The sequence below is a fragment of the Polyangium sp. 15x6 genome (assembly GCF_029960785.1).
GTDB lineage: Bacteria > Myxococcota_A > Polyangia > Polyangiales > Polyangiaceae > Polyangium.
In genome coordinates this window covers 65,438-88,490 of the sequence record NZ_JASBQE010000023.1, presented here as the reverse complement: position 1 = coordinate 88,490, position 23,053 = coordinate 65,438, and the positions used below count along the sequence as shown (strand labels likewise).

Sequence of the window (23,053 nt, the reverse complement as noted above, 5' to 3'; positions counted from 1 at the left end):
CATGCATCGCGGCTCCACGCGGGCCGTCGAACGAGGCACAATGGTCATGATGAAGCACGCCTTCGCTTTGGTGCTCGCCCTCGTCGTCCCCGGCGTCGCGCTCGCCGCCGAGGCGACCCGCCCCGAGAAGGCCCCGCAGCCCGACGCCGCGCGAGCGAGTGGCTTCGTCACCGTCGCTTGCAACCCGGGCTGCGAGGGGGTCTTCGTCGACGGCAAATCGCTCGGCCCTTCCCCGGTCGTGCGCGTAGAACTCCCTGCGGGGACGCACAAGCTCACGCTGCGCCGCAAGGGCTACGAGGAGAAGAAGCTCGAGGTCGTGGTGAAGCCGGGCGAGACGGCGCTCCTCAACGTGAAACTCTCGCAGCAAGCGGCGCCTCCGGCCGAGCCTCCGCCGGACATCGCGGCGCGCGTCGCGGCGAAGATGATCAAGGCCGACGGGTTTCTCTCGGTCGTCTGCGATCCGGCTTGTGATCAGGTGATCGTCGACGGCAGGCGCAAGCTCGGCCCCGCGCCGCATACGAACGTGTCGCTGCCCCCGGGCAAACACGACATCACGATCCAGCGCAAGGGCGCGCCCGACAAGGTGATCACCGTGAACCTCATCCCCGGACAAACCACGGCCTTCAAGGTCGCGATGCAGACCGAGGCCGAGCGCACCGTCATCCCCGCGAAGGCGCCCGCAGAGCCGCAGCCGCGGCGCTGATCCTCATCGCTCGTCGAGGAGCGCTTCGAGTGTCGCCACGTTCGACACGGGCGCCGAGCAGGTTCGATTCCGACAAACATACGCCACGGTGTCGTCGCCCCGCGCGGTCTTGCCCTCGGCGAGCACCGACGCCGCTTCGGTCGTCTCCGGCCGGCGCGGATCGACCCACACCACGTTCCTGTGCGGCAAGTAGCGACGGAACACGGCCCGCGCGAGCACCTGTGCTCGCTCGCTCGATGGATCCCCCACGAGTACGACGTCCACCGTCCCGCGCACGAGCCGATCGAGCACGGCGACGGCTTTACCGAGACCGAGCGGGTTGTCGATCGCGGTGGGGCCGATCGGCTCGATCTGCCGTCGACCGTGCTCGGTGTACTTCTCCTCCGCGATCTCTCCGAGCCGCAGGCAAAGCTCCGCGGCCATGGATGCGCCGGACGGCACGGCCTGATCGAAGACGTCCTTCGTGCGTGCGATGAGCGCGTCGCCGTCGTCGGGCGCGAAGAAGAATCCGCCCTCGTGTTTGTCCTCGTGATGCGTGATCATCGCATCGGCGATCGCGCGGGCGACGGCGACGTACCGCGGGTTGCCCGTGGCTTCGTAGAGATCGAGCGCGGCGCAGCCGACGTACGCTTGATCATCGAGGAACCCGCGCCGCGACTCCGGCGCCTCGTTCTCGCCCGGCATGTAGTACCGGCGCACGCGGCCATCTCGCACGAGCCGCTCCTCGAGCGCCGCGAACGCGACCTCCGCCGCGCCGATCCACGAAGGCTCGTCGAGCGCGCGGCCGGCCTCGGCGAGCGCGCCGATGAGCAGCGCGTTCCAGCTCGCGAGGATCTTGTCGTCACGCATCGGCCGCGGCCGATGCTCCCGCGCCGCGAGCATCTTCGTGCGCGCTCGTTCGAGCGCGTGCTTCGCCACGTCCGGCGCGAGATCCACGATCGCCGCGGTTCGTTCGATCGAGCGCACCTCCGAGAGCACCGTCGCGCCGGTCTCCTCGAAGTTGCCCTCTTCCGTGATGCCGAAGTGGACCCGCGCGACCTCGTACGCCTCGTGATCGTCGCCCAGGGCCGCGCGCAGATCGCCGAGCTTCCACACGAAGAACTTTCCTTCTTGGCCCTCGGAGTCCGCGTCCTGCGACGCGTAAAACGCGCCCGACACGTCACGCATCTCGGCGAAGAGGTACGCGACGATCGCGCGCGCCGTCTCTGCGAAGCGCGCGTTCCCGAGCGCGCGGTAGCCATCGGCGTAGAGCCGCAGCAAGAGCGCGTTGTCGTAGAGCATCTTCTCGAAGTGCGGCACGAGCCAGCGCGCGTCCGTCGAGTAGCGGTGGAAGCCGCCGCGCAGGTGATCCCAGATCCCGCCCTTCTGCATCTTGTCGAGAGCGAGATCCACGCTCTCCTTCGAGACCGCGTCGCCCTCGAGCGCGCCGCGGAGCAAGAGCACGTCGAGCGACATCGTGTTCGGGAACTTGGGGCGCGCGCCGAAGCCGCCGTTGTGGCTGTCGAAGCGCGCGAGCAGGCGCCGGCATGCACGGCGCAAGAGGTCCTGCCCGATCGCGCCCTCGCCTGCCGGCAACGCGCCCACGCGCGAGATCTCCTGCGTGATCTCACCGGCCTGCGCGAGCACCTCGCCGCGGCGTCGCTTGTACGCGTCCGCGACCGCCTCGAGGATCGCGGGGAAGCCGGGCACGCCGTACTTGTCCGCCGGCGGGAAGTACGTTCCGGCGAAGAACGGCTTTTGATCCGGCGTCAGGAACACGGTGAGCGGCCAGCCGCCGCTCCGGCCCATGAGCTGCACCACGAGCTGGTAGACCTGATCGAGATCCGGGCGCTCCTCACGATCGACCTTCACGTTCACGAAGAGCTCGTTCATGCGCTTCGCGATCGCGTCGTTCTCGAACGACTCGCGCTCCATCACGTGGCACCAGTGGCAGGCGGCGTAGCCGATCGAGAGCAGGATGGGTTTGTCCTCCCGCTTCGCGCGTTCGAGCGCCTCGACGCCCCACGGATACCAGTCGACCGGGTTTCGCGCGTGCTGCAGGAGGTACGGCGACTTCTCCTTCGCGAGCCTGTTCTCGTGGGCGCTCATGGGAGAGCACCTAGGGCATCGCTACCCCGGCGGGAAGGCGGATTTCCCTGCTTTCAGGCTTTGCCGAGCACGAGCGCGCAGTTGTGCCCGCCGAAGCCCGCCGAGCATTTCGCCGCCCAGCCGACGGGCGCGGGCCTTCGGCTCCGCACGACGTCGAGCGGGCCGAGCTCCGGATCGAGCTCGTCGACGTTGATCGACGGATGCAGCACCTGATCACGCAGCGAACACACGACCGCGATCGTCTCGGCCGCGCCCGCGCCGCCGAGCAGGTGCCCGATCATCGATTTCGTCGCCGAGATCGGGATCTCGGCGAGCCGCTCGCCGAAGACGCGGCGGAAGGCGAGGATCTCGGCCATGTCGCCCTGCGGCGTCGAGGTCGCGTGCGGGTTGAGGTAATCGATCGCCTCGGGGCCGATGCCGGCTCGCTGGAGAGCGCGCTCGAGGGCGAGCGCGAGGCCGAGGCCCTCGGGGTGCGGGCGCGTGAGGTGCTCGGCGTCCGTGGTCATGCCGAAGCCGCCGACGACCGCGAGCGGCTTCGCCCCGCGCCGCTTCGCATGCTCTTCCTCTTCGAGCACGAGCACGCCAGCGCCTTCGCCCATGACGAACCCCTGGCGCCGTTTGTCGAACGGCCGGCTCGCGCGGGTCGGATCGCCCTCGAACGCCTTCGAGAGCGCGCGCGCATTGCCGAAGCCCGCGACGGTGTTCAACCGCGTCGCCGCCTCCGCGCCGCCCGCGATCATCACGTCGGCCTCGCCCGCCTCGATGAGGAGCGCGCTCGTCGCGATCGAATGCGTGCCCGTCGCGCAGGCGCTCGCGAGGCTATAGGACGGGCCCATGAAGCCATGACGCATCGAAATGAGCGCGGCCGCGCCGTTCGGCATGACGCCCGGCACGAAATACGGCGACACCGCGCGCGGTCCGCGCTCGTTACTCCGCGCGATCTGCTCCTCGAAGATGTCGACCGATCCCATGCCGGTCGACATCAAGCAGCCGACGCGCGACCGCGCCGCGGCGGACTCCTTGTCGAGCCCGGCCATGGCCACGGCCTCGACGGCCGCGCCGAGGCTGAAATGCGTCACGCGGCCGTAGACCTCGGCCTCCTTGGGGGACATGTACCGCGAAACGTCGAAATCGCTCACGCTCGCGGCGATGTCGCTGCGGAGTTTGTCGGTCGGGAACTCGCGGATGTACGAGACGCCCGAGCGCCCGGCGAGCAGGCTCTCCCAGAAGGTCGGGACGTCGGAGCCGACGGGGCTCACGATTCCCATTCCGGTCACGACGACGCGGCGGGGCATGGGGGCGGGATCAGCCGCCGGCGGCGAGCCGGGCCTCCACCTTCTTGCATAGATCGCCGACCGTGACGAGCTCGACGAGGTCCTCGTCGGGGATCACGATCCCGAGCTCGGTCTCGAGCTCCCCGACGATCTGCATCACGGAGAGCGAGTCGATGCCGAGCTCGCTGATCTTGGACGCAGGCGTCACGTTCGGGAAGGGGCGCTTGTCGACGCGCGCGGCCACGGTCTTGAACATTTCGAGCAGATCGCGCTTCTCACTCATGTCTCAGCCAATCCTCTCGAGCTCCATCTGGACGAGGGAGCTGTAGTGGATGTCGAATGCGCGGACGCAGGTGGAGAGGTACCGGTCGTAATCCTCGAAGACCTTGTCGCCCCACTTCGCCCGGATCGTGGTCTCGTTCAGGCGGAGGCGCCGGAGCCACTCCGCCGTCGTGCGCTGGTAATGCTCGCGCCGCGTGTGGAGCGTCTTGACCTCCCACCAGGGATTGATGGCCTGGATGAGCTCGTCGAGCCGCGGGTTCAGGCCGTTCGGGAAGATCTCCTTCGACGAGAACGAGAAATCTTCGAGGTCCTTCCGCGTATCGGCGGGGAGCCCGCCCCAGGGCCGCATCTTCGGCGTGCGATTGCGCAGGATCGCCTGGAAGCCGAACGTGGAGCCCGGCTTCGTGAGCTTCCAGCACTTCTCGAAATAACGCCGGTAGATGTCGACGGCCTTGCCCTGCCGCGCCTCCTCGAGCGAGCAGAGATGGTCGATCATGCAGATCGAGATGAGGCCGTCGAATTTCTCCGACGTCTCCCATTGCATGAAATCGGACGCGACACATTCGACGCCCGGGATGTTCCGGAGATTGACCTCGGCGGCCATCGCGCGCGAGAGCGTGATGCCCACGGCCCTTTGGACCTTGCGCGTCGTCGCGAGGTACTCGACACACGCGCCCCAGCCGCAGCCGATGTCGAGCACGGCCTTGCCCGGGCCGGCTTTCGCGAAATCGCTGAGGATGCGCAGCTTGTTGAGCTGCGCGGCCTCGAGTGATTGATCGGGCGACTCGAAGACGGCGCACGTGTAGTTCATGCGCTCGTCGAGCCAGAGGCGGAAGAACTCGTTGGAGACGTCGTAGCTGACTTCGACGTCCGCTTGGCTGGATCCCATCAGAGAGCTCCTCGGGTTTCGGTCTCCCGGGCGGGCGCGCGGGGAGAGGGGACGGCAGGGGAATCGAATGACGCGCTCGGGTCCTCGCCCGGATCCCCCACGAGCTCGAGCTGCCCGTTTTCGAGACGCATCTTCGTCTCGCGGCGGCGCACCTTGCCGCTCGACGTCTTCGGCAGCGTGCCGCGCTTGATCAGCACGACCTCGGCGAGCTGCACGCCGAGCTCGGACCGCACCGCGAGCGTGACCGCCTCGATGAGCGCGCGTTTCGCCTCGCCGAGGCGCCGCGACTCCGCCACGAGCACGGCTTCCTCGGCGCCGCTCGCGCCGCGCCGCGCGAAGGCCACGCATTGCCCGTCGCGGATGCCGTCGACCGTGGAGGCCACGCGCTCGATGTCCTGCGGGTAATGGTTTTTCCCGTTCAGGATGATGAGGTCCTTCGAACGGCCGCAGATGTAGACATTGCCGTCGGCGCTGTACCCGAGGTCGCCCGTGCGCAGATAACCCCCGCCGAACGTCTCGGCCGTCGCCTCGGCATCGCCGAAATACCCCGCGGTCACGCTCGGCCCGCGCAACCAGATCTCGCCGACCTTTCGCTCGCCGAGCGGCGCGCCGTCCGGGCCCACGATCAAGAGCTCGTGCCCGGGGAAGGGCCGCCCGCACGAGACGAGCTCGAGCGAGGGAGCCTCGTCCTTCGTCGGCTCGGCCTTGCCGTTTTTCATGGTGGCGAGGTCGAGCCGCTCGGTCGCGAGGGGTTTGCCGAGATCGTGGAACGTCACGGCGAGCGTGGCCTCGGCCATGCCGTAGCAGGGCAGGATGCTCTCGGGCGAGAGGCCGTTCTTCGCGAACCTCGCGAGGAAGGCGCGCAGCACGTCGGCCTGGATCGGCTCGGCGCCGCAGCCGAGCGCGCGCAGGCACGAGAGATCCCAGCTCCCGGCCTGGCCCTCGGTCACGGCGCGCGTCGCCAGCGCGAAGGCGAAGTTCGGCGCGAACGTGATCGAGCCGCGGAAGCGGTGGATCGATTCGAGCCAGAGCGAGGGCCTGCGGATGAACGACATCGTCGGCAGGAACATCACCTGCACGAGCGCGTAGACCGGCGCGATCACGAAGCCGATGAGGCCCATGTCGTGGTAGAGCGGCAGCCACGAGACGCCGCGATCCTCGGGCGTCGAGCGCAGCCCGTCGAACATGATCGCGTGGCTGTTCACGCTCAGGTTCTCGTGCGTGACCATCACGCCCTTGGGGCGCGAGGTCGAGCCCGAGGTGAACTGGAGGAACGCGAGATCCTCGCCGCGAACGTCGGGCAGCGTGGCGTGCGCCGAGCCAGGATCGATCGCGCCGAGCTCGCGCTCGATCACGAGCCGCGTGTCCGCGCTCTGCGAGCCGAGCAGGTGCTCCTGGATGAGCGGGCGCAGCGCGTCGTTCGTGACGACCACGCGCGCGCCCGAGGCCGCGAGCACGTGACGCACGGTGTCGCCGTAGGCTTCGAGCTTGGCGAGGGTCGCGGGCGGGTACATCGGCACGGCCACGAGGCCTGCCGTGAGGGCACCGATGAAGGAAAGGACGAACTCGTCGGGCTCCGGGAGGATCAGCGCGACGCGATCCCCTTTCGACAGGCCGAGCGCCTGGAGCGCGCGGGCGCGGCGGCTCGCCTCGGCCCAGAGCTCCGGATATGCGACGCGGCGCTCCTGGCCGTTCGTGCGCACGAAAGTGACCGCCCGGTCAGCATGGACCGTGTTTTCGCGGAGAACATCGATGAACGTGCGCATGGCCCCGGAGGTACGTCCTGGCTACCCGGTCATGAATCGCCGGAAAGCCGAGACGCAGGCATAAGCGAATCCCGGACCAAATCAACCAGAAACGATAAATGCTGGAAATCGAAAGGAAATCCGGCGCTCGTTCGGGGTGGGTGTGTCGGATTTTCGACAGGTGCGATGCGTCAGAGAAAATCTGTTCGCGTATGCTGTCGTACCGATTCAGGGGGCCCAGACGTAGGTGCCGGGCTGGCTGTCGATGCCTTCGGGCGCCTTGGCGCTCGGATCGAAGCGGCAGGTCATGGGGCGGTGCTCGATCGCGAGGGTCTGCGGCGGCGCGGGCTTGCCGGTGGTCGGGCTCGGCGGAGGCTTCGGCGTCGCGGGGCGGAAGACCCAGCTCTGCGCGAGGTTGCCCCCGAGGACGGCGATCGTCGGGACGCGATCGAGGCCGATCGCCTCCCACGCCGCGACACACGGCGATTCTTTGGTGCCGTGGAGGACGACGCCCGCCGTGAGCAGGGTCATGGACTCGGTGAGTGGCGGGGGTTTGGGGGCGGAGCTCGGCTTGTCCGAGCGTTGCCCCCAAGCTTCGGACAGGCGCTCCGGGGATTCGCTGACGAGGACCGCGTGGCGCCGACCGGGGTACATGGGCTCGCGGCCGACGAAGGCGTGCGCGGCGAAGCGAGGCGTGGTGCGGCCTTCGTCGGGTTTGCAGGCGCGCGGCAAGTCGGGGAGGTCGAACGGCGTGGGGACGGCGATGGCTGGGCCGAACGTGCCGTCGCTGCGGAATGCGTGGAACGAGGCCGCGGCGAAGCCCGCGCGCGGCTCGCTGTAGACGACGAGATCGCCGAGCGTCGTGCTGCCGATGTAACTCCAGTCGCTCCGCGCGAGGCGCTCGCCGTCGGCCGAGGTGCCAGGCGCGAGGGACATCCCGTTCGCGGACCAGGCGCCGCCTTCGCCCTGGCGTGCGAGGAGGAAGGTGAGGGGACCGGCGTCGTCGGAGAGCGTGGCGACGGCGAGGGGCTTGCCGTCGGCGAGCACGGCATCCATGCGGATGTCGGTGACGCCCTTCGGCAGAAACGTGGACCAGGTGGGATAGGGAAACGTCTTCGGTTTGCCCTTCGGATCGAGCAGGAACGTGAGGTCCTGGCGTGACTCGGGGGCGTGCGGCCGGAGGAAGAGCGCGCCCGGCGTGACCGAGATGAGCGCCGTGTCGAGCAGCCACCGCGCGCCGTCGGCCTTGACGTCGCCGCTCGTGAACGCGCCCGCGTCGGGCAGGCGAACCTTGGCGGTCGTGCCCTCCATGAAGTTCTCCCACGCGAGCTCGACGTCGCGCATGGGGCCCGTGGCGCGTGGACCCTCCGGCGATTTCGGCGGCGGCAAGCGCACGCGGGCGACGGCGTATCCTTCCGTCTGGTGCGAGACCTCCATCGCGACCTCGGCGCCCTGAGGCGAAGGTCCGAGGAGCGGACGCGTGATCACGCGCGCCTCGCCCTCGCCGCGCTCGGGGCCGAGCGCGGTCGTCACGGCCACGGCGTTCGTGCGTGGATCGAACGAGAGCACGGACCAGATCGAGCGTCCCCGCGCGAGCTGATCCACGCCGGGGAGCCCGAGCGCGTGGATCGGATCGACGTCCTCGATGCGAGTCCAGTTCACGCGTGGATCGAGCTCGCAGACGATCGGCGTGCGCGGCGAAGGCACGCGGCGCGGCTCGGGCGGGCCCGCGGGCGGCGCGGTGAAGGGCTCGGCCTGGCCGTTCCAGCCGACGCGGCTCATCGTGTCGCCGACGAGGCAACCGGCGCCGCTGCACTCGAGCGTCAGCGGGCCCGCTGCGATCTCGCGCGTGAGGCTCAGCGTCGCGGGGATCTCGGTCCACGTCGCGCCGCCGTCGAGCGACTCCCACGCGCCCATCGGCTGCTCACCGAGCGGCCTCTCGGGGAAGACCGAGAACGCGACCGCATGCCGGCCCGCTCCGCCGACGAGCCCCGGCTCCACGGGCGGACGCGCCACGCCGAGCAAACGACCGTCGTCGTCCGTCGTGACGTACGCGAGCCCGCGCGGCGTGAGCAGCGCGAGCCCCACGGTACCATCGTCGCCCGGCCGGAGCGCGGCTTGATCACGCGGATCGAGGTCCGCATCGGCCTCCTCCGCGGGCACCTCGTCGCCTTCCTCGAACGAAGGTCCGTCATCGCGATGCGCGCGCGACACGTCGAGCGTGCGCTCGCTGAACGTCTCGCCGCCGTCGTGCGACACGTAGAGCGCGAGTCTCTCGTCCTTGCCACGCCGCGCGAGAAAATATGCCGAGCGGCCGTCGACGGAGAACGCTGGCGATACCGGCGTGCCCGAGAGCGAAGGCGTCTCCGCGACCGTGGCCACGAGCTTTGTGCCCTCGCGGCGCACGAGCAGTGGAGATGCGCCCGTGCATCCGCTCGATGTCGCCGCGGCCCCGTGGACCTTGCAGGCGCCCGCGACGAGCGTGCTTCCATCGCTCGACATCACGAGAGATGTGGACGTCTCACCCGTCAAGAGCACGAGCGGATCGCTGAAGTGCGCGCCGTCATCTTGGCTCGTCCGCACCTCGACGACGCCGCTATCGTCGTCGCTTCGCTTCATGCAACCGAGCGCGACGTGTTTCCCGCGCGCGCCGAGCTTCAAGCTCGTGCATCCGCTCGTGCCGGCCAGGCGCTTCTGCGCCAGCGGACCCTCGAGCGGGCCCGTCAACAAGGCGTAGTCCTCGCCGTCTTCGGGGAGCACCACTTCGAGGTAACGATCGCCGTCGAGCACCGCGCGGCCTTCGAGCACCGAGCTCGCGGACGGCGCGTACGAGGTCTCGAGCGCGATCGAACCCGGCTCCGTCTCGACGACCGCGTCCCGCCGCGTGAACGTCGCGCTCGTTCGTGGATCCCACACGAGCGTCCCCGTCATCCCTTGCGCGGCGAGGTGTCCCTCTTCCGTGCGGCCGACGCGACGCGCGCCGATGGGCAGAGCGCCGCTCGCCCGCTGAAACGTCTTCCCATCGTCGCTCGTGAGCAGCGCCTCGGGCAGCGCGAGTGCGAGCGCCTGGCCATCGTCCGACACGGCGACGTCGAACACGCGCTCTGCGATCGCCACGCGCTTCCACGTCGGCCCCTCATCCAGATGGAACAGCTCTCCGCTCGCCGTCGCGCCGAGCACCGTGCGGCCTCCGCTCGCGACCAGCACGAACCGCGCGGGCGCGGCGATCGTTCGCTTGATCGGCGCGAGCGGCCCTTCGGCTTCGTAGATGCGCCCGCTCTGCCCCACGAAGAGCCACGACGCCTTTCCTTGCGACGTGATCCCCACGATCGCCTCCGGGGCCACGTCCGGCGCGGCTTCGGCGCGCCCGCGGCACGTCGTCACGGCGCCGTCTTTCGTGGCCCGCGCCGCGCGGAAGCGATGTCCTTCCGCGGTGGCGAGCAAGCAGCCGCCGTCCTCGAGCGCGAGCGTCGCCGTCGCCGACGCGGGCATCGGCGGGTGAAACGACCAGCGCGCGGGAGAGACGACCTGAGGCGGCGCTTCGGCGGCGGGCGGTGGGGGCTTGGGGCGTGCTGCGGGCGGCGGCTCGCCGGCTCCGCATCCCGCGGCGAGGAGGCTTCCGCCGAGGAACGTGAAGGCGCGCGAGCGGACGGTCATTTCTCGGTTTCGACCCAGCGGGCCACGAACACGTTGGTCTCGCCGGGCGTCGTGCCGAAGCGGTTCGAGGCGAACACGAGGTACTTGCCGTCGGGCGAGAACATCGGGAAGCCGTCGAACCCGTCGTAGAACGTGATCCTCTCGCTCGCGGGAGCGCCCGTCGTCGTCGCGGGCCCCTCCGAGTCGACCACGTAGAGCTCGAAGTTCGGCGCGCCGCGCAGCTCCGGCGGCGAGTCCATGTTCGACGAGAAGATCACGCGGCGCGAGTCGGGCAGGAAGTACGGCCCGAAGTTCGCGCGACCGTTCTTCGTGATGGCGCGCGCGTTCTGCCCCTCGACGCCGCCCACGTAAATCTCGAGCTTCGTCGGCCGCACGAGCCCCTTGCCGAGGAGCGCGCGGAAATCTTCGAGCTCCTTGCCTTCCGGCCGGCTCGCGCGCCAGACGAGCTTCGTCGAGTCCGGCGAGAAGAACGCGCCGCCGTCGTAGCCGGGCGTGTTCGTGATCCTGCGGACGTCGGTCCCGTCCGGCTTCATCGTGTAGAGCTCGAGATCGTTGTCGCGGCTCGACGTGAACACGATGCGCGAGCCGTCGAACGCCATCGTCGCTTCGGCGTCGTAGCCCGGACCGCCGAGGAGGAGCTTCAGATCGGAGCCGTCGGGGTTCGCGACGTAGATGTCGTACGGATCGAGCGGCCAGACGTAGCCGAGCGAGCGATCGGGCTTCTGCGGGCACGCGGCGCCTGCGGCCTCGGTCGTGCTGTAGAGGATCTTGTCGCCCTTCGGGTAGAAGAAGTACCCGCACGTCGTCCGGCCCTTGCCGCTCGACACGCGCTTCGTCTCGCCCGTCTCGAGGTCGAGCACGAACTGCTGATCGCAGGCCGCGCCGTCGCGCGTCGACTGCAGGATCAACTTCTTGCCGTCGGGCGACCAGTACGCCTCGGCGTTCTCGCCGCCGAACGTGAGCTGCCGGAGGTCGGCGAGGTGTTTTTCACGCGGATCGCTCTCCACGGGTTTTCCGGCGCGGATCGCGAAGGGGATCCACTCGGGCTTGGCCGTCGTGGTCGCGCTCGGGATCTGACCGAGCGGCTCCTTCGGCTGCGGCTCCGGCGTGCAGGCCGCGGAAAACGCGAGGGTTACGGCGAGGAGGGGGAGGAAGGATCGGATCGTCGGGGTCACGGCGGCGCGCACTCTAGCGCGCTTTCGTGACGAGGGTGGGTGAGGATCGTGCGTACGCGCCTCGTCACGACGCGTGCGCCTGGACTTTCAGGCGCGCGGTGTCCACGGCGCTCCGGATCTGGTGGGTGCCGAGCTCCGGGGCGAGCCACGCGGAGGCCGCGTCGAGGGAATGGAACACCCGGTGGGGGAACGGCAGCTTCGCCATCGTTTGCAGCCCCGTCGCCACGCCCCGCACGAGCGAACCACGGAAACCCCCGCCCTCGAAGCACACCGCCGAACGCCGCAGCCGTTTGCCCGCGGCGCCCGCGGCCAGCGCGGCCAGCGCGTCCCGTGCCTCCTGCGAGGGCAGCGGCGCGTTTTCCGCCACGATTGTCAGGCACGTGATCCCGTCCGGGTATTTCCGCTCCAGCAAATCGAGCGCCCGCCGGCAGGCCGCCACCGCCGAGAGGGTCGTCTCGCGCTCGAACACGAGGATCAGGATCCGGTTGAAGACGGCGACCACGTGATCCTTCGTCGCCTCGACGGTGATGATCGACAGCCCGTCCCGCATCAGGTTTGTCTAAGGGTATCCCCTGCGCGCCGCAACCCCGAGGTCGATCCGCCGTACGCAAATCGTGTACGAGGCACGATTTCGACCGTGGCAACTCGACGTACCAGGGCCTCGCCGGCTGGGTTTTTCCCGGACGCTACGGCTCCCAGAAAGCTCGATACGCGCATAGGAGTTTTGCGGCATCGCGCGCTCATCCCGCGCATCCGCCGAGCCGCACGCCGCATTATCGATCGCCGCTCGCCCCTCCCGCACCCTCACCGCCCGGTCTCGACCCCGCCCTGCGTCCCTCCCGCACCCTCGCCGCCCGGTCTCGACCCTTGCATGCGTCCGTTCGGGACGCGTACCCTCCACGCCCGACCGACGCCTGAGCCCGCTGGCGCTCTTCGCGTCCTTCACGCAAGATCCGCTTCATGCGCAGCGCCGCCCGCGAGACGAAGCCCGCCACGTACGCCGACCTCGAGGCGCTTCCGCCCGGCGTGAAGGGCGAGATCATCGAGGGCGTCCTGTACACCCAGCCCCGCCCGCGCGGCGGGCACACCCGAGCCTCCTCGATCATCAGCCGTCGCATCGGAGACCCTTTCGACGACGGCATCGGCGGCCCCGGCGGCTGGTGGATCCTCCCCGAGCCTGGCATCGAGCTGTCGGGCAGCCCCGAGGTCGCGCCGGACATCGCCGGCTGGCGCCGCGAGCGTTTGCCGGAGGTGCCCGACGACGGGCCCATCACGGTCGTGCCCGACTGGGTTTGCGAGGTCCTTTCGCAGTCCCATCGAAAATACGACCGTCGCATCAAGTTTCCCTTCTACGCCAAGGTCGGCGTCGCCTACCTCTGGGTCGTCGATCCGCCCGCGCGCACGGCCGAGATCAAGAAGCTCATCAACGGCCATTTCACGGACATCGCCGTGTTCGCCGACGACGAGCTCCTCCGCGCCGAACCGTTCGACGCCGTGGAGATCCCCCTTTCGCCTCTCTGGTTCCGCGGACCCTAGACGAACGAGCCCCCACCATGCCCCGAGCTTCCTTGGAACGCGAAACGACCACCGACCTCTCCCACGAGCGAGCCTATACACGCCGGGCGCGCATGGAGAGAGCCCCCCACTTCATCGACGGCCGCTTCGTGAACCCGGCCGTCCTGCGCTCGCCGCGCGTCGAGTTCGGCGTCCTGCGCGAATTTCTCGCCCCCCGCGTCTCCCGCAGGCCGCCCGCGCCTCTGCCCATGGTCTCGCCCCTCGACGGCTGGCGCGACCCGCCGCGGACCGGCCTCCGCGCCGCGTGGCTCGGCCATTCCACCGTCCTGCTCGAAATCGACGGCGCGCGCATCCTCACCGATCCCGTCTGGGCCGACCGCGCCTCTCCCACGCGCCTCGCCGGCCCCAAGCGCTTCCACGAGCCCCCCGTCGCCATTGCCGCGCTCCCGCCGCTCGACGCCGTCCTCGTCAGCCACGACCATTACGATCACCTCGACGCCGCCGCCGTCCGCCTCCTCGCGAGCACCACCCAGGCCCATTTCTTCACCGCGCTCGGCGTCGGCGCCCGCCTCGACGGGTTTGGCGTGCCACACGAGCGCATCACCGAGCTCGACTGGTGGGAAGAAGCCCTGATTCCCGGCACCGACGTCGCCGTCGCCGCGACCCCCGCGCAACACTTCTCCGGCCGCGGCCCCTTCGATCGCAATACCACCCTCTGGGCGAGTTACGTCTTCCGCGGCCCTCGCCACCGCGTCTTCTTCTCCGGCGACACCGGCCCCGAGCCCACGCTCCCGCTCATTCGTCAGAAGTTCGGCCCCTTCGATCTCATCCTCCTCGAAGTCGGCGCTTTCCATCCTGCCTGGGGCGACATCCACCTCGGGCCCCGGCAGGCCATGGAGGCGCACCGCGCGCTCGGCGGCGGCCCCTTCCTGCCCGTCCACTGGAGCACGTTCGATCTCGCGCTGCACACGTGGGACGAACCCATTGTCGTCCTCGAAGAGGGCGCGCGTGACGGCGGCTTCGACCTCCCGCTCGTCGCGCCGCGAATCGGCGAGGTCCGCGACGTCCTCGACCCGGACGAAATCCGCCGCTCGCTCGCGCGCCTCGACGCGTGGTGGCGCGAGGTGCGGTAGAGCCTCGCGAAAGCGCTTGCTTGCCCGCGCCCCCTCGTCGCACCATCCCGCGCATGGAGCGACCCTTCGAGATCCCCGAAGACCTCAACATGGCCGACTGGTTTCTCCGCGCGCGCCTGCGCGAGGGCCACGGCGATCGTGTCGCCCTCCTCGCGGGGGATCGGCGCCTCACGTACGCCGACGTCGATCGCCTCGCGGCTCGTTTTGGCCATGTTCTCCGGGGGCTCGGCGTTCATCCCGAAGAGCGCGTCATCATCGCTCTCCCCGACATCCCCGAGTTCGTCGGCGCCTTCTTCGGCACGCTCGCCATCGGCGGCGTCGTCGTCATGGTGAATTGCCACCTCAAGCCCGACGAGATTGCCTATTTCTACGAATACTCCCGCGCCCCCGTCGCGGTCGTCCACGCAGAGCACCTCGAAGCGTTCGTCGAGGCCTCGAAGGGCGCGCGGCACCTCCGCCGCATCCTCGTCGTCGGCGCCGAAAACCCGGCCCCGCATGCCTCGTTCGAGGCCCTCGCCGCGGGCGTCCCGGACACGCTCGACCTCTTCCCGAGCCACCGCGACGACGCCGCGATATGGATCTTCTCCGGCGGCACCACCGGTCGGCCCAAGGCCGCCGTCCAGACGCACGCCTCGTTCGTCAACACGACCGAGCTCTTCGGCAAGCGTGTCCTCGGGTATGGCCCGGGCGACCGCACCCTCTCCGTCCCGAAGCTTTATTTCGGTTATGCCACTGGCTGCAATCTCCTCTTTCCGTTCTCCGTCGGCGGCAGCTCGATCCTCTTCCCCGAGCGCTGCACGGCCGAGGCCCTCTTCCAGCAGATCCAGAAGCACCGCCCGACCATCCTGATCAACGTGCCCACGATGGTGAACCACATGGTCTCGCACCCCGACGCGGCCGCGCAGGACCTCTCCTCCGTGCGCGTCGCGACCTCCGCGGGCGAGGCCCTGCCGGTCGAGCTCTACGACCGCTGGAAAAAGACCTTCGGCGTCGAGCTCTGCGACGGCCTCGGCACCGCCGAGATGTGGCATATCTTCCTCACGAACCGCCCCGGCGACGTTCGTCCGGGCACGCTCGGCAAGGTCGTCCCCGGGTTCGAGGTCAAGGTCGCGGACGACGACGGCCGCGAATTGCCGGACGGCGAGGTCGGCTGGCTCTGGGTGCGCGGAAGATCCCGCGCGATCGGCTACTGGCACGAGATGGAAAAGACCATGCGGTCCTTCCGCGGCGAGTGGTACGTCTCCGGCGACATGCTCCGCAGGGACGCGGACGGATATTTCACCTACTGCGGCCGCGGCGACGACATGCTCAAGGTCGGCGGCAAATGGCTCGCGCCCGCCGAGGTGGAGAATTGCCTGCTCCGCCACCCGGCCGTCGCGGAGTGCGCCGTCGTCGGCGTCGCCGACGAGAATGGCCTGACGAAGCCCCACGCGTACGTCCTGCCGCGGGACAAACGGCCGGGGCTCGAGGAGGAGCTCAAAACGTTCGTGAGGGAAAAACTCGAACCGTACAAGGCCCCGCGCGAGGTCTTCCTCGTCGACGCCTTGCCCCGCACCCACCTCGGCAAGATCGATCGCGGCAAGCTCCGTCGCGCCTGAACCGCGTCGTTTCCTTCGCATCCGGGGTGTGTTACAGCACCCGCGCCCCGATGCCCCTCCTCTCGTCCGCGTACAGCCGAAGGCTCCATCCCCGCTTCGCGTCGCTCGCCTCGCGCGAGGCGTTCGATGCGCTCCAGCCCGAAGCCCGGCTCGCCCTCGCGCCCGAGATTGCGCGGGCCCTCGGGCCTGCCTTCGCGCCGGTCTCGCAGCTCATCGGCGCCGCGGGCCTGCCGTCTTTGCTCCACGGGCCCACGAAGATGCAATTCGTGGCCATCCCCGGCGGCACGTTCGTGATGGGGTTGTCCGAGGCCGAGATTGACGAGATCGCCGCCCTGTATGCCCCCCTCGGCCGCGCCGACGAGGCGCGCGCGCTCGTGCGCTGGTCGACCCAGCCACCGCGCCGCGTCCGCGTCCTGCCTTTCCTCTGCGCGATCACGCCCGTCCCGGATCGCCTCGCCCACGCGCGGCTCGCGGACATGTACCCCGACGAGGACGAGGGATACGTCCCCTCGGATGCGCCCGTCCCGTTCGCGCCGCGCCTCGCCGCCGAGCTCCGCGGCGTGCTCGGCTTCCGTCTGCTCTCCGAGGCCGAATGGGAGTGGATTGCCCGCGAGGGAGGCGCCCGATCCTGGCTCTGTGGTACCCCGACATCCATCTCCCTCGCGCTCGATCCCGCCCGTGATCCTTCGCCGCACCCCAATGCCTTCGGCATCGACCTGCTCCAGGCCGGCCTCGAATTCGTCGCCGACGCCTGGCACGAGGGGTACGCCGGCGCGCCCGCGGACGCGATCGCCTGGCAACCGCGCGCCATTCCCGACAACACGCGCGGCTGTCATGGTGGTTTTCAGGACGAGATCGAGGCCGTCCGTCTCCACGCCGGCGTCCGCGAGGGCCGGCACGGCGACGACCCGGCCGCCGTTCGATTCGCGATCGACCTGCCCTGACGCTCAGGGCTTCACTTCGAGCGCCTGCACCATCCCGTCGAAGAACCGCTCGGGCGTGCACTCCATCCCCGTGTAGAACTCGACGAACGTCGTCTTCACGTGGTGGATTTTCCAGTCCCCCACCTGCATCGTCCCGCCGCTCGGGATCTGCTCCTCTTGATTGCCGGAGACGGCCTGGATCGAATACAGCGTCCGGTACTCCGTCTCCGGACAATCTTTCTTCTGCTGATTCACGCATTCGACCAGGATCGAGAGCTCCGGCCCGCCGCCCGGGATCGCCGGCAACATCGCCGGGACCTCGGCGCTAGCGTACCGCATCGCCACGGCCTGCCCTTTCGCGCCGCTCACGAGGTACGATTGATTGTCCTGCTTCGCCGTCACCACGTCCCCCACGGCGAACACCTCCCCGAGATTCGCGCCTTCCCAGGCGAACCGCGCGGGCATCCCTCCCGCGTCGAATGCGAGCTCCATTCCGAGCGCGTCCACCGCCGCCACCGTCGCCTGCGCGCCGCTCGTCAGATCCGGCGTCGGATCCTCGAACCCGAGCCACGGCCACGATCCGAGCACGAGCTTGTCCTGCTCCATCGTGCACGCGGGCCCCATCATCCCGCCGCCGCTGCCGCCCGCGCCGCCGCTGCCGCCCGCGCCGCCGTTTCCGTCACCGCCCGCGCCCCCACTTCCGCCTGCGCCGCCGTTCCCGGTCCCGCCTCCGCCTCCGCAGGCCGCGAGGCACGACGCCGCCGCAATCACGAGCCCTGCTACCCAAGAAAATCGTCGTTCCATGACCCATGAGGGGCACGCAATACAAGCGGCGTCAATCCCTCAGAGGGTGTTCCCCAGGCTGCTGCGCGGCTCGATGCGTCGGTCGGCCTCGCTCGACGTACGGTGTACGCCTCGCTCGGCCTCCCTAGCCTCGAGCCGCTCGCGACGCCTGTGGAACACCCTCTCAAAACTTCACCGAAGCGCCACCGTCCCTCCCCCCGACCTCCCGGGGCGTGTGGTCTCCTCGGCGCATGCACACAGCCCCCGCCGGCCGCGGCCTCCATTACTCCGCTGCGCGTGGGGTCGTGGAATCGGCGCTCCGCGTCCTCTTCCGCGACGATTGGCCCGCGCGCGTCTGGGGCCGTTTGCCCGTCGCCTCCTCCGTGCGTGTCGTCCACCGCCGTATCTCGCTCCCTGCGCCGCGCTCTTCCCCCTTGCGCATCGCGTTTGCCTCCGACCTCCACCTCGGCCCCACCACCTCGCCGCGCACCCTCGACGAGGCTTTTCGGCTCCTCTCCGCTGCTCGGCCCGACGTCCTCGTCCTCGGCGGCGATTACGTCTTCCTCGACGCCACGCCCGCCCGCGCCCGCGAACTCGAGGCCCGCGTCCGCGACGTCCCCGCTCGCCTCAAGGTCGCCGTCCTCGGCAATCACGACCTCTGGACGAACCATTCCCTTCTCGAAGACGCCCTCGCCCGCGCCGGCGCCAGCGTCCTCGTCAATGCCGCGGCTCGCATGGACGACCTCGCCGTCGTCGGCCTCGACGACCCCTGGACCGGCATTCCCGACGGTGACCGCGCCTTTGCCGCGGCCGAGGGCGCCTCGCTCGTCATTGCCGTTTGCCACGCGCCCGGCGGCTTCCGTCATGTCCGCGGCCGCGGCGCCTTGCTTTACCTCTGCGGCCATACCCACGGCGGCCAGGTCGCGCTCCCCGGCGGCATTCCCCTCGTCGTCCCGGGCGGCCGCCTCGCGCGCCGATTCCCGCACGGCGTCCATCAGGTCGAAGGCACCACCCTCTTCGTTTCCCGCGGCCTCGGCGGCGTCGAGATCCCGTTCCGCGCCTTCGCGCCGCCCGACATTGGCCTCTTCGACATCGGCTGATTCTCCACGAATTCACCACCCGCCCCGCGCACCGCCTCCTCCCGATCGACCTCCGCCGCCGGAAAACCCGCCTCCATTTCCTCCGCCCCCGCCGCGACCTCCGCGCATGACGAACCACAAGATGGTGAGCGCGAGCGACGGATTCACCGCGAACAGCACCAGAAAAGCCACGACCGCGACGCCGATCCAGATGAGCTCGTGCCCCCGCCGCGCCTCCGGCTGCGTCGTGGGCCCGGGCTCGGGCGCGGGCGCGAAGGCGTGCCCCTCGATGGCCTGCAGCAATGCCGACACGCCCGCGTCGACGGCTCCGTTTGGATCGCCAGCCCGCAACCGCGGGGCCATCACCTCCCGGATGACCCGCGAGGCGATCGCGTCCGGCACGTGATCTTCCAGGCCATATCCCACTTCGATATCGATCTTTCGATCCTTGGCCAGGACGAACATCACGAGCCCGTCGTCGAGCCCCTTCCGCCCGACCCCCCACGCCTCGAACGTCCGCACCGCCCAATCGTCGAGCGCCGCGTCCCCGATCGTATCCCCGATCCACACCACGACCTGGTGGCCCGTCTGCTGCTCGTATTGCGCCAGGCGTTCGTCGAGCCGCTCTCGCGCCTCGGGCGACAGGAACCCCACGGTATCCGTCACGTGGCGGGTGGGCGCCGGTGGAATGGGCGCGGCTTGCCCACGTGCGAGCCCGACGAACGTGAGCCACGCGGCGAGGACGAGGAAGGTGACGGCGCGAATCATGTCCGCCGGTCAGAACTGCACGGCGGGCGGCTTGTCGGCGCCGGCCGTGGCCCGGAAATACATCTTCTCGGCAAAACGATCGCCGAACATGTCGGCGATGAGGGTCGTCGGGAAGCGATTGCGCGTGGTGTTGAACTCCCGCGCCGCCTCGTTGTAGCGCATGCGCTCGACGGTGATGCGGTTCTCCGTCCCCTCGAGCTGCGCCTGGAGATCACGGAAGTTCTGCGTCGCCGAGAGCTCCGGATATCGCTCGACGACCACGATCAGGCGACCCAGCGCCGACGAGAGCTGATCCTGCGCGGCCTGGAATTGCGACATCGCCGCGGGATCCTCGGGCGCGTTCGCGGCCCCGATCGCAGCCTGCGCACCGCCGCCCGTCACGGACTGGGCGCGGCTCCTCGCCTCGGCCACCTGGATGAACGTATCCCGCTCGAAGTTCGCCGCGCCGCGGACGGTCTCGACGAGGTTCGGCACCAGGTCGAGGCGCCGCTGGTAGACGTTCTCGACCTGCGCCCATTGCTGATCGACCGCTTGATCGAGCGTGACGAGCCGATTGTACGTGCTGATCCCTGCGGCCGCGACGACGACCACCAGGATGAGGACGCCTGCGAGGACGAAGAGCGCCTGCTTCATCGAGACCCCCGTGCACACGGCCCATGCCGCGCCTCACGGGGGGATGCACGGATCGTGCTGGGCGCTCTTCTCGCATGGACCGGTCAGCCCCTCCGCCTGCGCCGCCGGAGCGCCATCATCGCCATTGCGGAGACAATGCCGAGCCCGCCCGCTGCGCCCGCCTCGCGCCCGGCGGCCCTGCAGCCGCAGCCGCCCTCGTCCGGCGGATTCGAGGGAATGGCGCCGCCGCTCCCGCCATCGCCGCCGCTGCCGCCCGCGCCGCCGTTTCCGCCTGCGCCGCCGCTCCCGCCTGCGCCGCCGCTTCCCCCGCTGCCGCTTCCCCCGCTGCCGCCCGCGCCTCCGCTCCCGCAATCGGGAATCGGCACGTACTGGCAGCCCGCCTGCGGATCACACGAATCCACGGTGCACGGATCGCCGTCCACGCAGACCTTCACTCTGCCCGCGCAAACCCCGAAGGCGCAGGTATCGTCGAGCGTGCATGCATTCCCGTCCTCGCACGCGGCCGCGTTCGCCGTGTGCGTGCATCCGAGCTGCGGATCACACGCATCGTCCGTGCAAAGGTTCCCATCGTCGCAGCTCGTGGCCATTCCGCCTGCGCACGCGCCGCCTGCGCAGGTCTCGCCCGTCGTGCACGCGTCGCCGTCGGCGCAGGGCATTCCGTCGCTCGCGCCGGCGTCCTGACAGACGTCCTTCACCAGCAGCCCGGCCCGCGTCATCTCGATCGGCGCGGCGCCCGGCACGTCCTTGTTGTGATCCCAGAGCTGCCAGATCGTATCGCCCCAGGCCCGGAGCTGCCCGAAGAACGGATCCGTCTGCACGATGTACGCCTTCTCCTCGCCCGACGGCGTCGGGCTCGTGAGCGTCGTCGCCCCGGTCCCGAGGATCTCGTCCCGCAAGAACTCCACGTATTCGCGGCTCGTCGTCTGGTAATAGAGCCGCACCTCCACGCGGCTCCCGCCGGCCGGCAGCGTCAAGCTCACGTCGTCGTAGCCGCCCGTGTACTCCTCCGCCGAGAACAGGTTTGGCGAGACCGACCCGTCCCAGACCGGCTCGGTCATGCGTTTTCCCGCCTCGGCGATCCGGAATCCCTTCGGCGGGATGCGGTTGTCCTTCGAGCGCTCCGTTCCGAGGAGGAAGTGGAACGACTTCGTCTGCCCCGTGAGCGAGCTCGCCATCTTCGCCTCGTAGACGAGCGCGTCGTCGTGCGTCTCGTTCGGCCCGAGCGGCGGGCTCGACGGCGCGTACGTGGGATCGAGCCCGCGCAGCGTGCCCACGGCGTCGTCGTACGGGTTCACCTCGTGGAGCAGTTTGTCGCCGTCGAACACCCGCACGTTGAGGAACATGCGCCGTCCCTCGGGATACCCCGTGATGAGCTTGTGCCCCGTGTTGTTCCGCACCCGGAACGACGTCGCGCCGCTCAAGGGATCGTACGACAGCGAAAGAATCGTCGCCGCGCGGCCGAGCGTCCATTTCGCGCGGTTCGACCCTGCGAGCAGCGCCGCCGCGTCGAGCTTCGTCCCCTCGTCGAGCGACAGCGTCAGCGCCGCCGCGCCTTGCCCGAGCAGCGCCGCGTTCGTCGCGTCGTAATTCGGCGACGACGGCACCGTGCTCGCGAGCAGCCACGGCACGAACGCATTGCCGCCCGTGAGATCGTGCAAGGGCTGCCCGCTCGAAGGGTGCTCCACGCTGTCCGTCGGCCGGATGACGGACCCGACGATCGACGCGCCCGCGCCCACGACGTCCGGCATGTGGCAATCCTGGCACGACGCGATCGCGTCGCCCGGCTGGCCCGTCTCGAATTCGCCCGGCGCATACGGCCCCACGCCCGGCGCGCCGCCGGGCAGCCCGTAATCGCTCAGCATGAACTCCGACCACGTACGCTCGACGTGAAAATACTCCGACGGCGATTGCGTCTCCGTGGGCAGCACCGTCGTCCCGTCGTTCGGCATCGTGCCCTTCGCCGCCATGTTCGCCATGACCGGGTTCGACACGTCGTGGCACGTCCCGCAGTAATACTTGCTCTTGTGATAGCGGCTGTACTGCATCGGGTGGAACGCCTGCGCGTCCGCGAACGAGCCGCGCCGCTCCGCCTTGTCGCTCACGTAATACTGACCCGCACCGTTCTCCTGATAGGTCGGGCTCACGGGCCTGTGATCCGCGCCGTACATCGGACTCCCATTGAAGAGCGTGTGCGACTGCGATTGCAGGATGTCCGCCTGTCGCGTCTTCTCCGCCGCGACCGACGACATCATCCCGCTCATGTTCGCCTCGTCCCAGTACCCCGCCCAGTCGCTCCCCTCGCGCGTCCCCTGGAACGTGTCCTCGAAGAACGGATCCACCATGCGGTGACAGAAATCGCATTGCACGCCGTCGAAATCGGCGTCGCCCATCGCCTGACCGTTCGTCGGATCGCTCCGGAGCTCGAGCCACCCCTTCGGCATGTGGCAACGCAGGCAGATGTCCGACCCGTTCGGGTTGCCGAGCGCCCAGATCGAGTCCTGCGCGGCGACGGTCAGCGCGGCCCAGAAGAACGGATCGCGCGCCGCCTGCCCCATCATCGAGCCTTTCCAGCCGAACCCTGGCTCGATCGCCGGCGCATATCCCGCGTGACAGCCGAGGCACTGCGAGGGCGGCTCGATTGCATTCTCCGCCCGCGGCTGCGTCCCCGGCATGCGGATCAGCGGATCGTATTGCACGATCATGGGCTCCCAGGCCCACGCGAGGGCGGGCGCGGCGGCGAGCGCGAAGGCGAGGAGGGCAGGGGTCTTGATCCGGGGGCGAGCACGTTTCGTCATGGCCAAGCTCCGA

18 protein-coding genes are annotated in these 23,053 nt (G+C 69.6%); 6 read left to right on the top strand and 12 right to left on the bottom strand.

Going from position 1 to position 23,053, the window contains the following annotated elements; translation table 11 throughout:
* Positions 1-46: 46 nt before the first annotated feature.
* Complete coding sequence (locus QHF83_RS19110) at positions 47-703, top strand: PEGA domain-containing protein (RefSeq protein WP_282419305.1); 657 nt, start codon at positions 47-49, stop codon at positions 701-703.
* 3 nt (positions 704-706) lie between these two features.
* Here the strand turns inward: QHF83_RS19110 and QHF83_RS19105 are convergent, their stop codons facing one another.
* The 8 genes from QHF83_RS19105 to QHF83_RS19070 all read right to left on the bottom strand — a co-directional run bounded on the left by QHF83_RS19105 (position 707) and on the right by QHF83_RS19070 (position 12,363).
* Positions 707-2,791 carry a thioredoxin domain-containing protein gene (locus QHF83_RS19105; protein ID WP_282419304.1) on the bottom strand — a complete coding sequence of 695 codons (2,085 nt, stop codon included), beginning with the start codon at positions 2,789-2,791 and terminating at the stop codon, positions 707-709.
* 53 nt (positions 2,792-2,844) lie between these two features.
* Positions 2,845-4,086 (bottom strand): beta-ketoacyl-[acyl-carrier-protein] synthase family protein, encoded by a 1,242-nt coding sequence (locus QHF83_RS19100; RefSeq protein WP_282419303.1) that lies wholly within the window; start codon positions 4,084-4,086, stop codon positions 2,845-2,847.
* Between the two features lie 10 nt (positions 4,087-4,096).
* Positions 4,097-4,348 carry an acyl carrier protein gene (locus QHF83_RS19095; RefSeq protein WP_272422618.1) on the bottom strand — a complete coding sequence of 84 codons (252 nt, stop codon included), beginning with the start codon at positions 4,346-4,348 and terminating at the stop codon, positions 4,097-4,099.
* A 3-nt stretch (positions 4,349-4,351) separates the two neighbouring features.
* Entirely contained in the window at positions 4,352-5,236 is an 885-nt protein-coding gene (locus tag QHF83_RS19090) for a class I SAM-dependent methyltransferase (protein WP_282419302.1), read from the bottom strand.
* Positions 5,236-7,002: a fatty acyl-AMP ligase gene (locus QHF83_RS19085; RefSeq protein ID WP_282419301.1), complete on the bottom strand. Its 1,767-nt coding sequence runs from the start codon at positions 7,000-7,002 to the stop codon at positions 5,236-5,238. Before QHF83_RS19085 ends, QHF83_RS19090 begins: the two co-directional genes overlap by 1 nt.
* Before the next feature lie 207 nt (positions 7,003-7,209).
* A complete protein-coding gene (locus QHF83_RS19080; protein WP_282419300.1) occupies positions 7,210-10,638 on the bottom strand; it encodes a hypothetical protein in 3,429 nt (1,142 codons plus the stop codon).
* A complete protein-coding gene (locus QHF83_RS19075) occupies positions 10,635-11,813 on the bottom strand; it encodes a hypothetical protein (RefSeq protein ID WP_282419299.1) in 1,179 nt (392 codons plus the stop codon). Before QHF83_RS19075 ends, QHF83_RS19080 begins: the two co-directional genes overlap by 4 nt.
* A gap of 64 nt (positions 11,814-11,877) precedes the next feature.
* The gene (locus tag QHF83_RS19070; protein ID WP_282419298.1) at positions 11,878-12,363 is read right to left on the bottom strand and encodes a hypothetical protein; all 486 of its coding nucleotides are present in this window, start codon (positions 12,361-12,363) and stop codon (positions 11,878-11,880) included.
* 410 nt (positions 12,364-12,773) lie between these two features.
* On the opposite strand from QHF83_RS19070, the gene QHF83_RS19065 reads away from it, so the two are divergent.
* From QHF83_RS19065 to QHF83_RS19050, 4 genes are all read left to right on the top strand, one after another.
* Positions 12,774-13,349, top strand: a complete 576-nt coding sequence (locus tag QHF83_RS19065) for a Uma2 family endonuclease (RefSeq protein ID WP_282419297.1) — start codon at positions 12,774-12,776, stop codon at positions 13,347-13,349.
* Positions 13,350-13,441: 92 nt separating this feature from the next.
* A complete protein-coding gene (locus QHF83_RS19060) occupies positions 13,442-14,461 on the top strand; it encodes an MBL fold metallo-hydrolase (protein WP_282419296.1) in 1,020 nt (339 codons plus the stop codon).
* Positions 14,462-14,514: 53 nt separating this feature from the next.
* Complete coding sequence (locus tag QHF83_RS19055) at positions 14,515-16,059, top strand: benzoate-CoA ligase family protein (RefSeq protein ID WP_282419295.1); 1,545 nt, start codon at positions 14,515-14,517, stop codon at positions 16,057-16,059.
* A gap of 50 nt (positions 16,060-16,109) precedes the next feature.
* Positions 16,110-17,003, top strand: a complete 894-nt coding sequence (locus tag QHF83_RS19050; protein ID WP_282419294.1) for a hypothetical protein — start codon at positions 16,110-16,112, stop codon at positions 17,001-17,003.
* A gap of 3 nt (positions 17,004-17,006) precedes the next feature.
* On the opposite strand, the gene QHF83_RS19045 is transcribed toward QHF83_RS19050, so the two are convergent.
* Positions 17,007-17,753 (bottom strand): hypothetical protein, encoded by a 747-nt coding sequence (locus tag QHF83_RS19045; RefSeq protein ID WP_282419293.1) that lies wholly within the window; start codon positions 17,751-17,753, stop codon positions 17,007-17,009.
* A gap of 263 nt (positions 17,754-18,016) precedes the next feature.
* On the opposite strand from QHF83_RS19045, the gene QHF83_RS19040 reads away from it, so the two are divergent.
* Entirely contained in the window at positions 18,017-18,865 is an 849-nt protein-coding gene (locus tag QHF83_RS19040; protein WP_282419292.1) for a metallophosphoesterase, read from the top strand.
* A 12-nt stretch (positions 18,866-18,877) separates the two neighbouring features.
* Here QHF83_RS19040 and QHF83_RS19035 read toward each other — a convergent pair whose 3' ends face one another.
* From QHF83_RS19035 to QHF83_RS19025, 3 genes are all read right to left on the bottom strand, one after another.
* Positions 18,878-19,612: a TPM domain-containing protein gene (locus QHF83_RS19035; RefSeq protein ID WP_282419291.1), complete on the bottom strand. Its 735-nt coding sequence runs from the start codon at positions 19,610-19,612 to the stop codon at positions 18,878-18,880.
* 9 nt (positions 19,613-19,621) lie between these two features.
* Positions 19,622-20,245: a LemA family protein gene (locus tag QHF83_RS19030; RefSeq protein WP_282419290.1), complete on the bottom strand. Its 624-nt coding sequence runs from the start codon at positions 20,243-20,245 to the stop codon at positions 19,622-19,624.
* 83 nt (positions 20,246-20,328) lie between these two features.
* Positions 20,329-23,040: a hypothetical protein gene (locus tag QHF83_RS19025; protein ID WP_282419289.1), complete on the bottom strand. Its 2,712-nt coding sequence runs from the start codon at positions 23,038-23,040 to the stop codon at positions 20,329-20,331.
* Between the last annotated feature and the right edge of the window lie 13 nt (positions 23,041-23,053).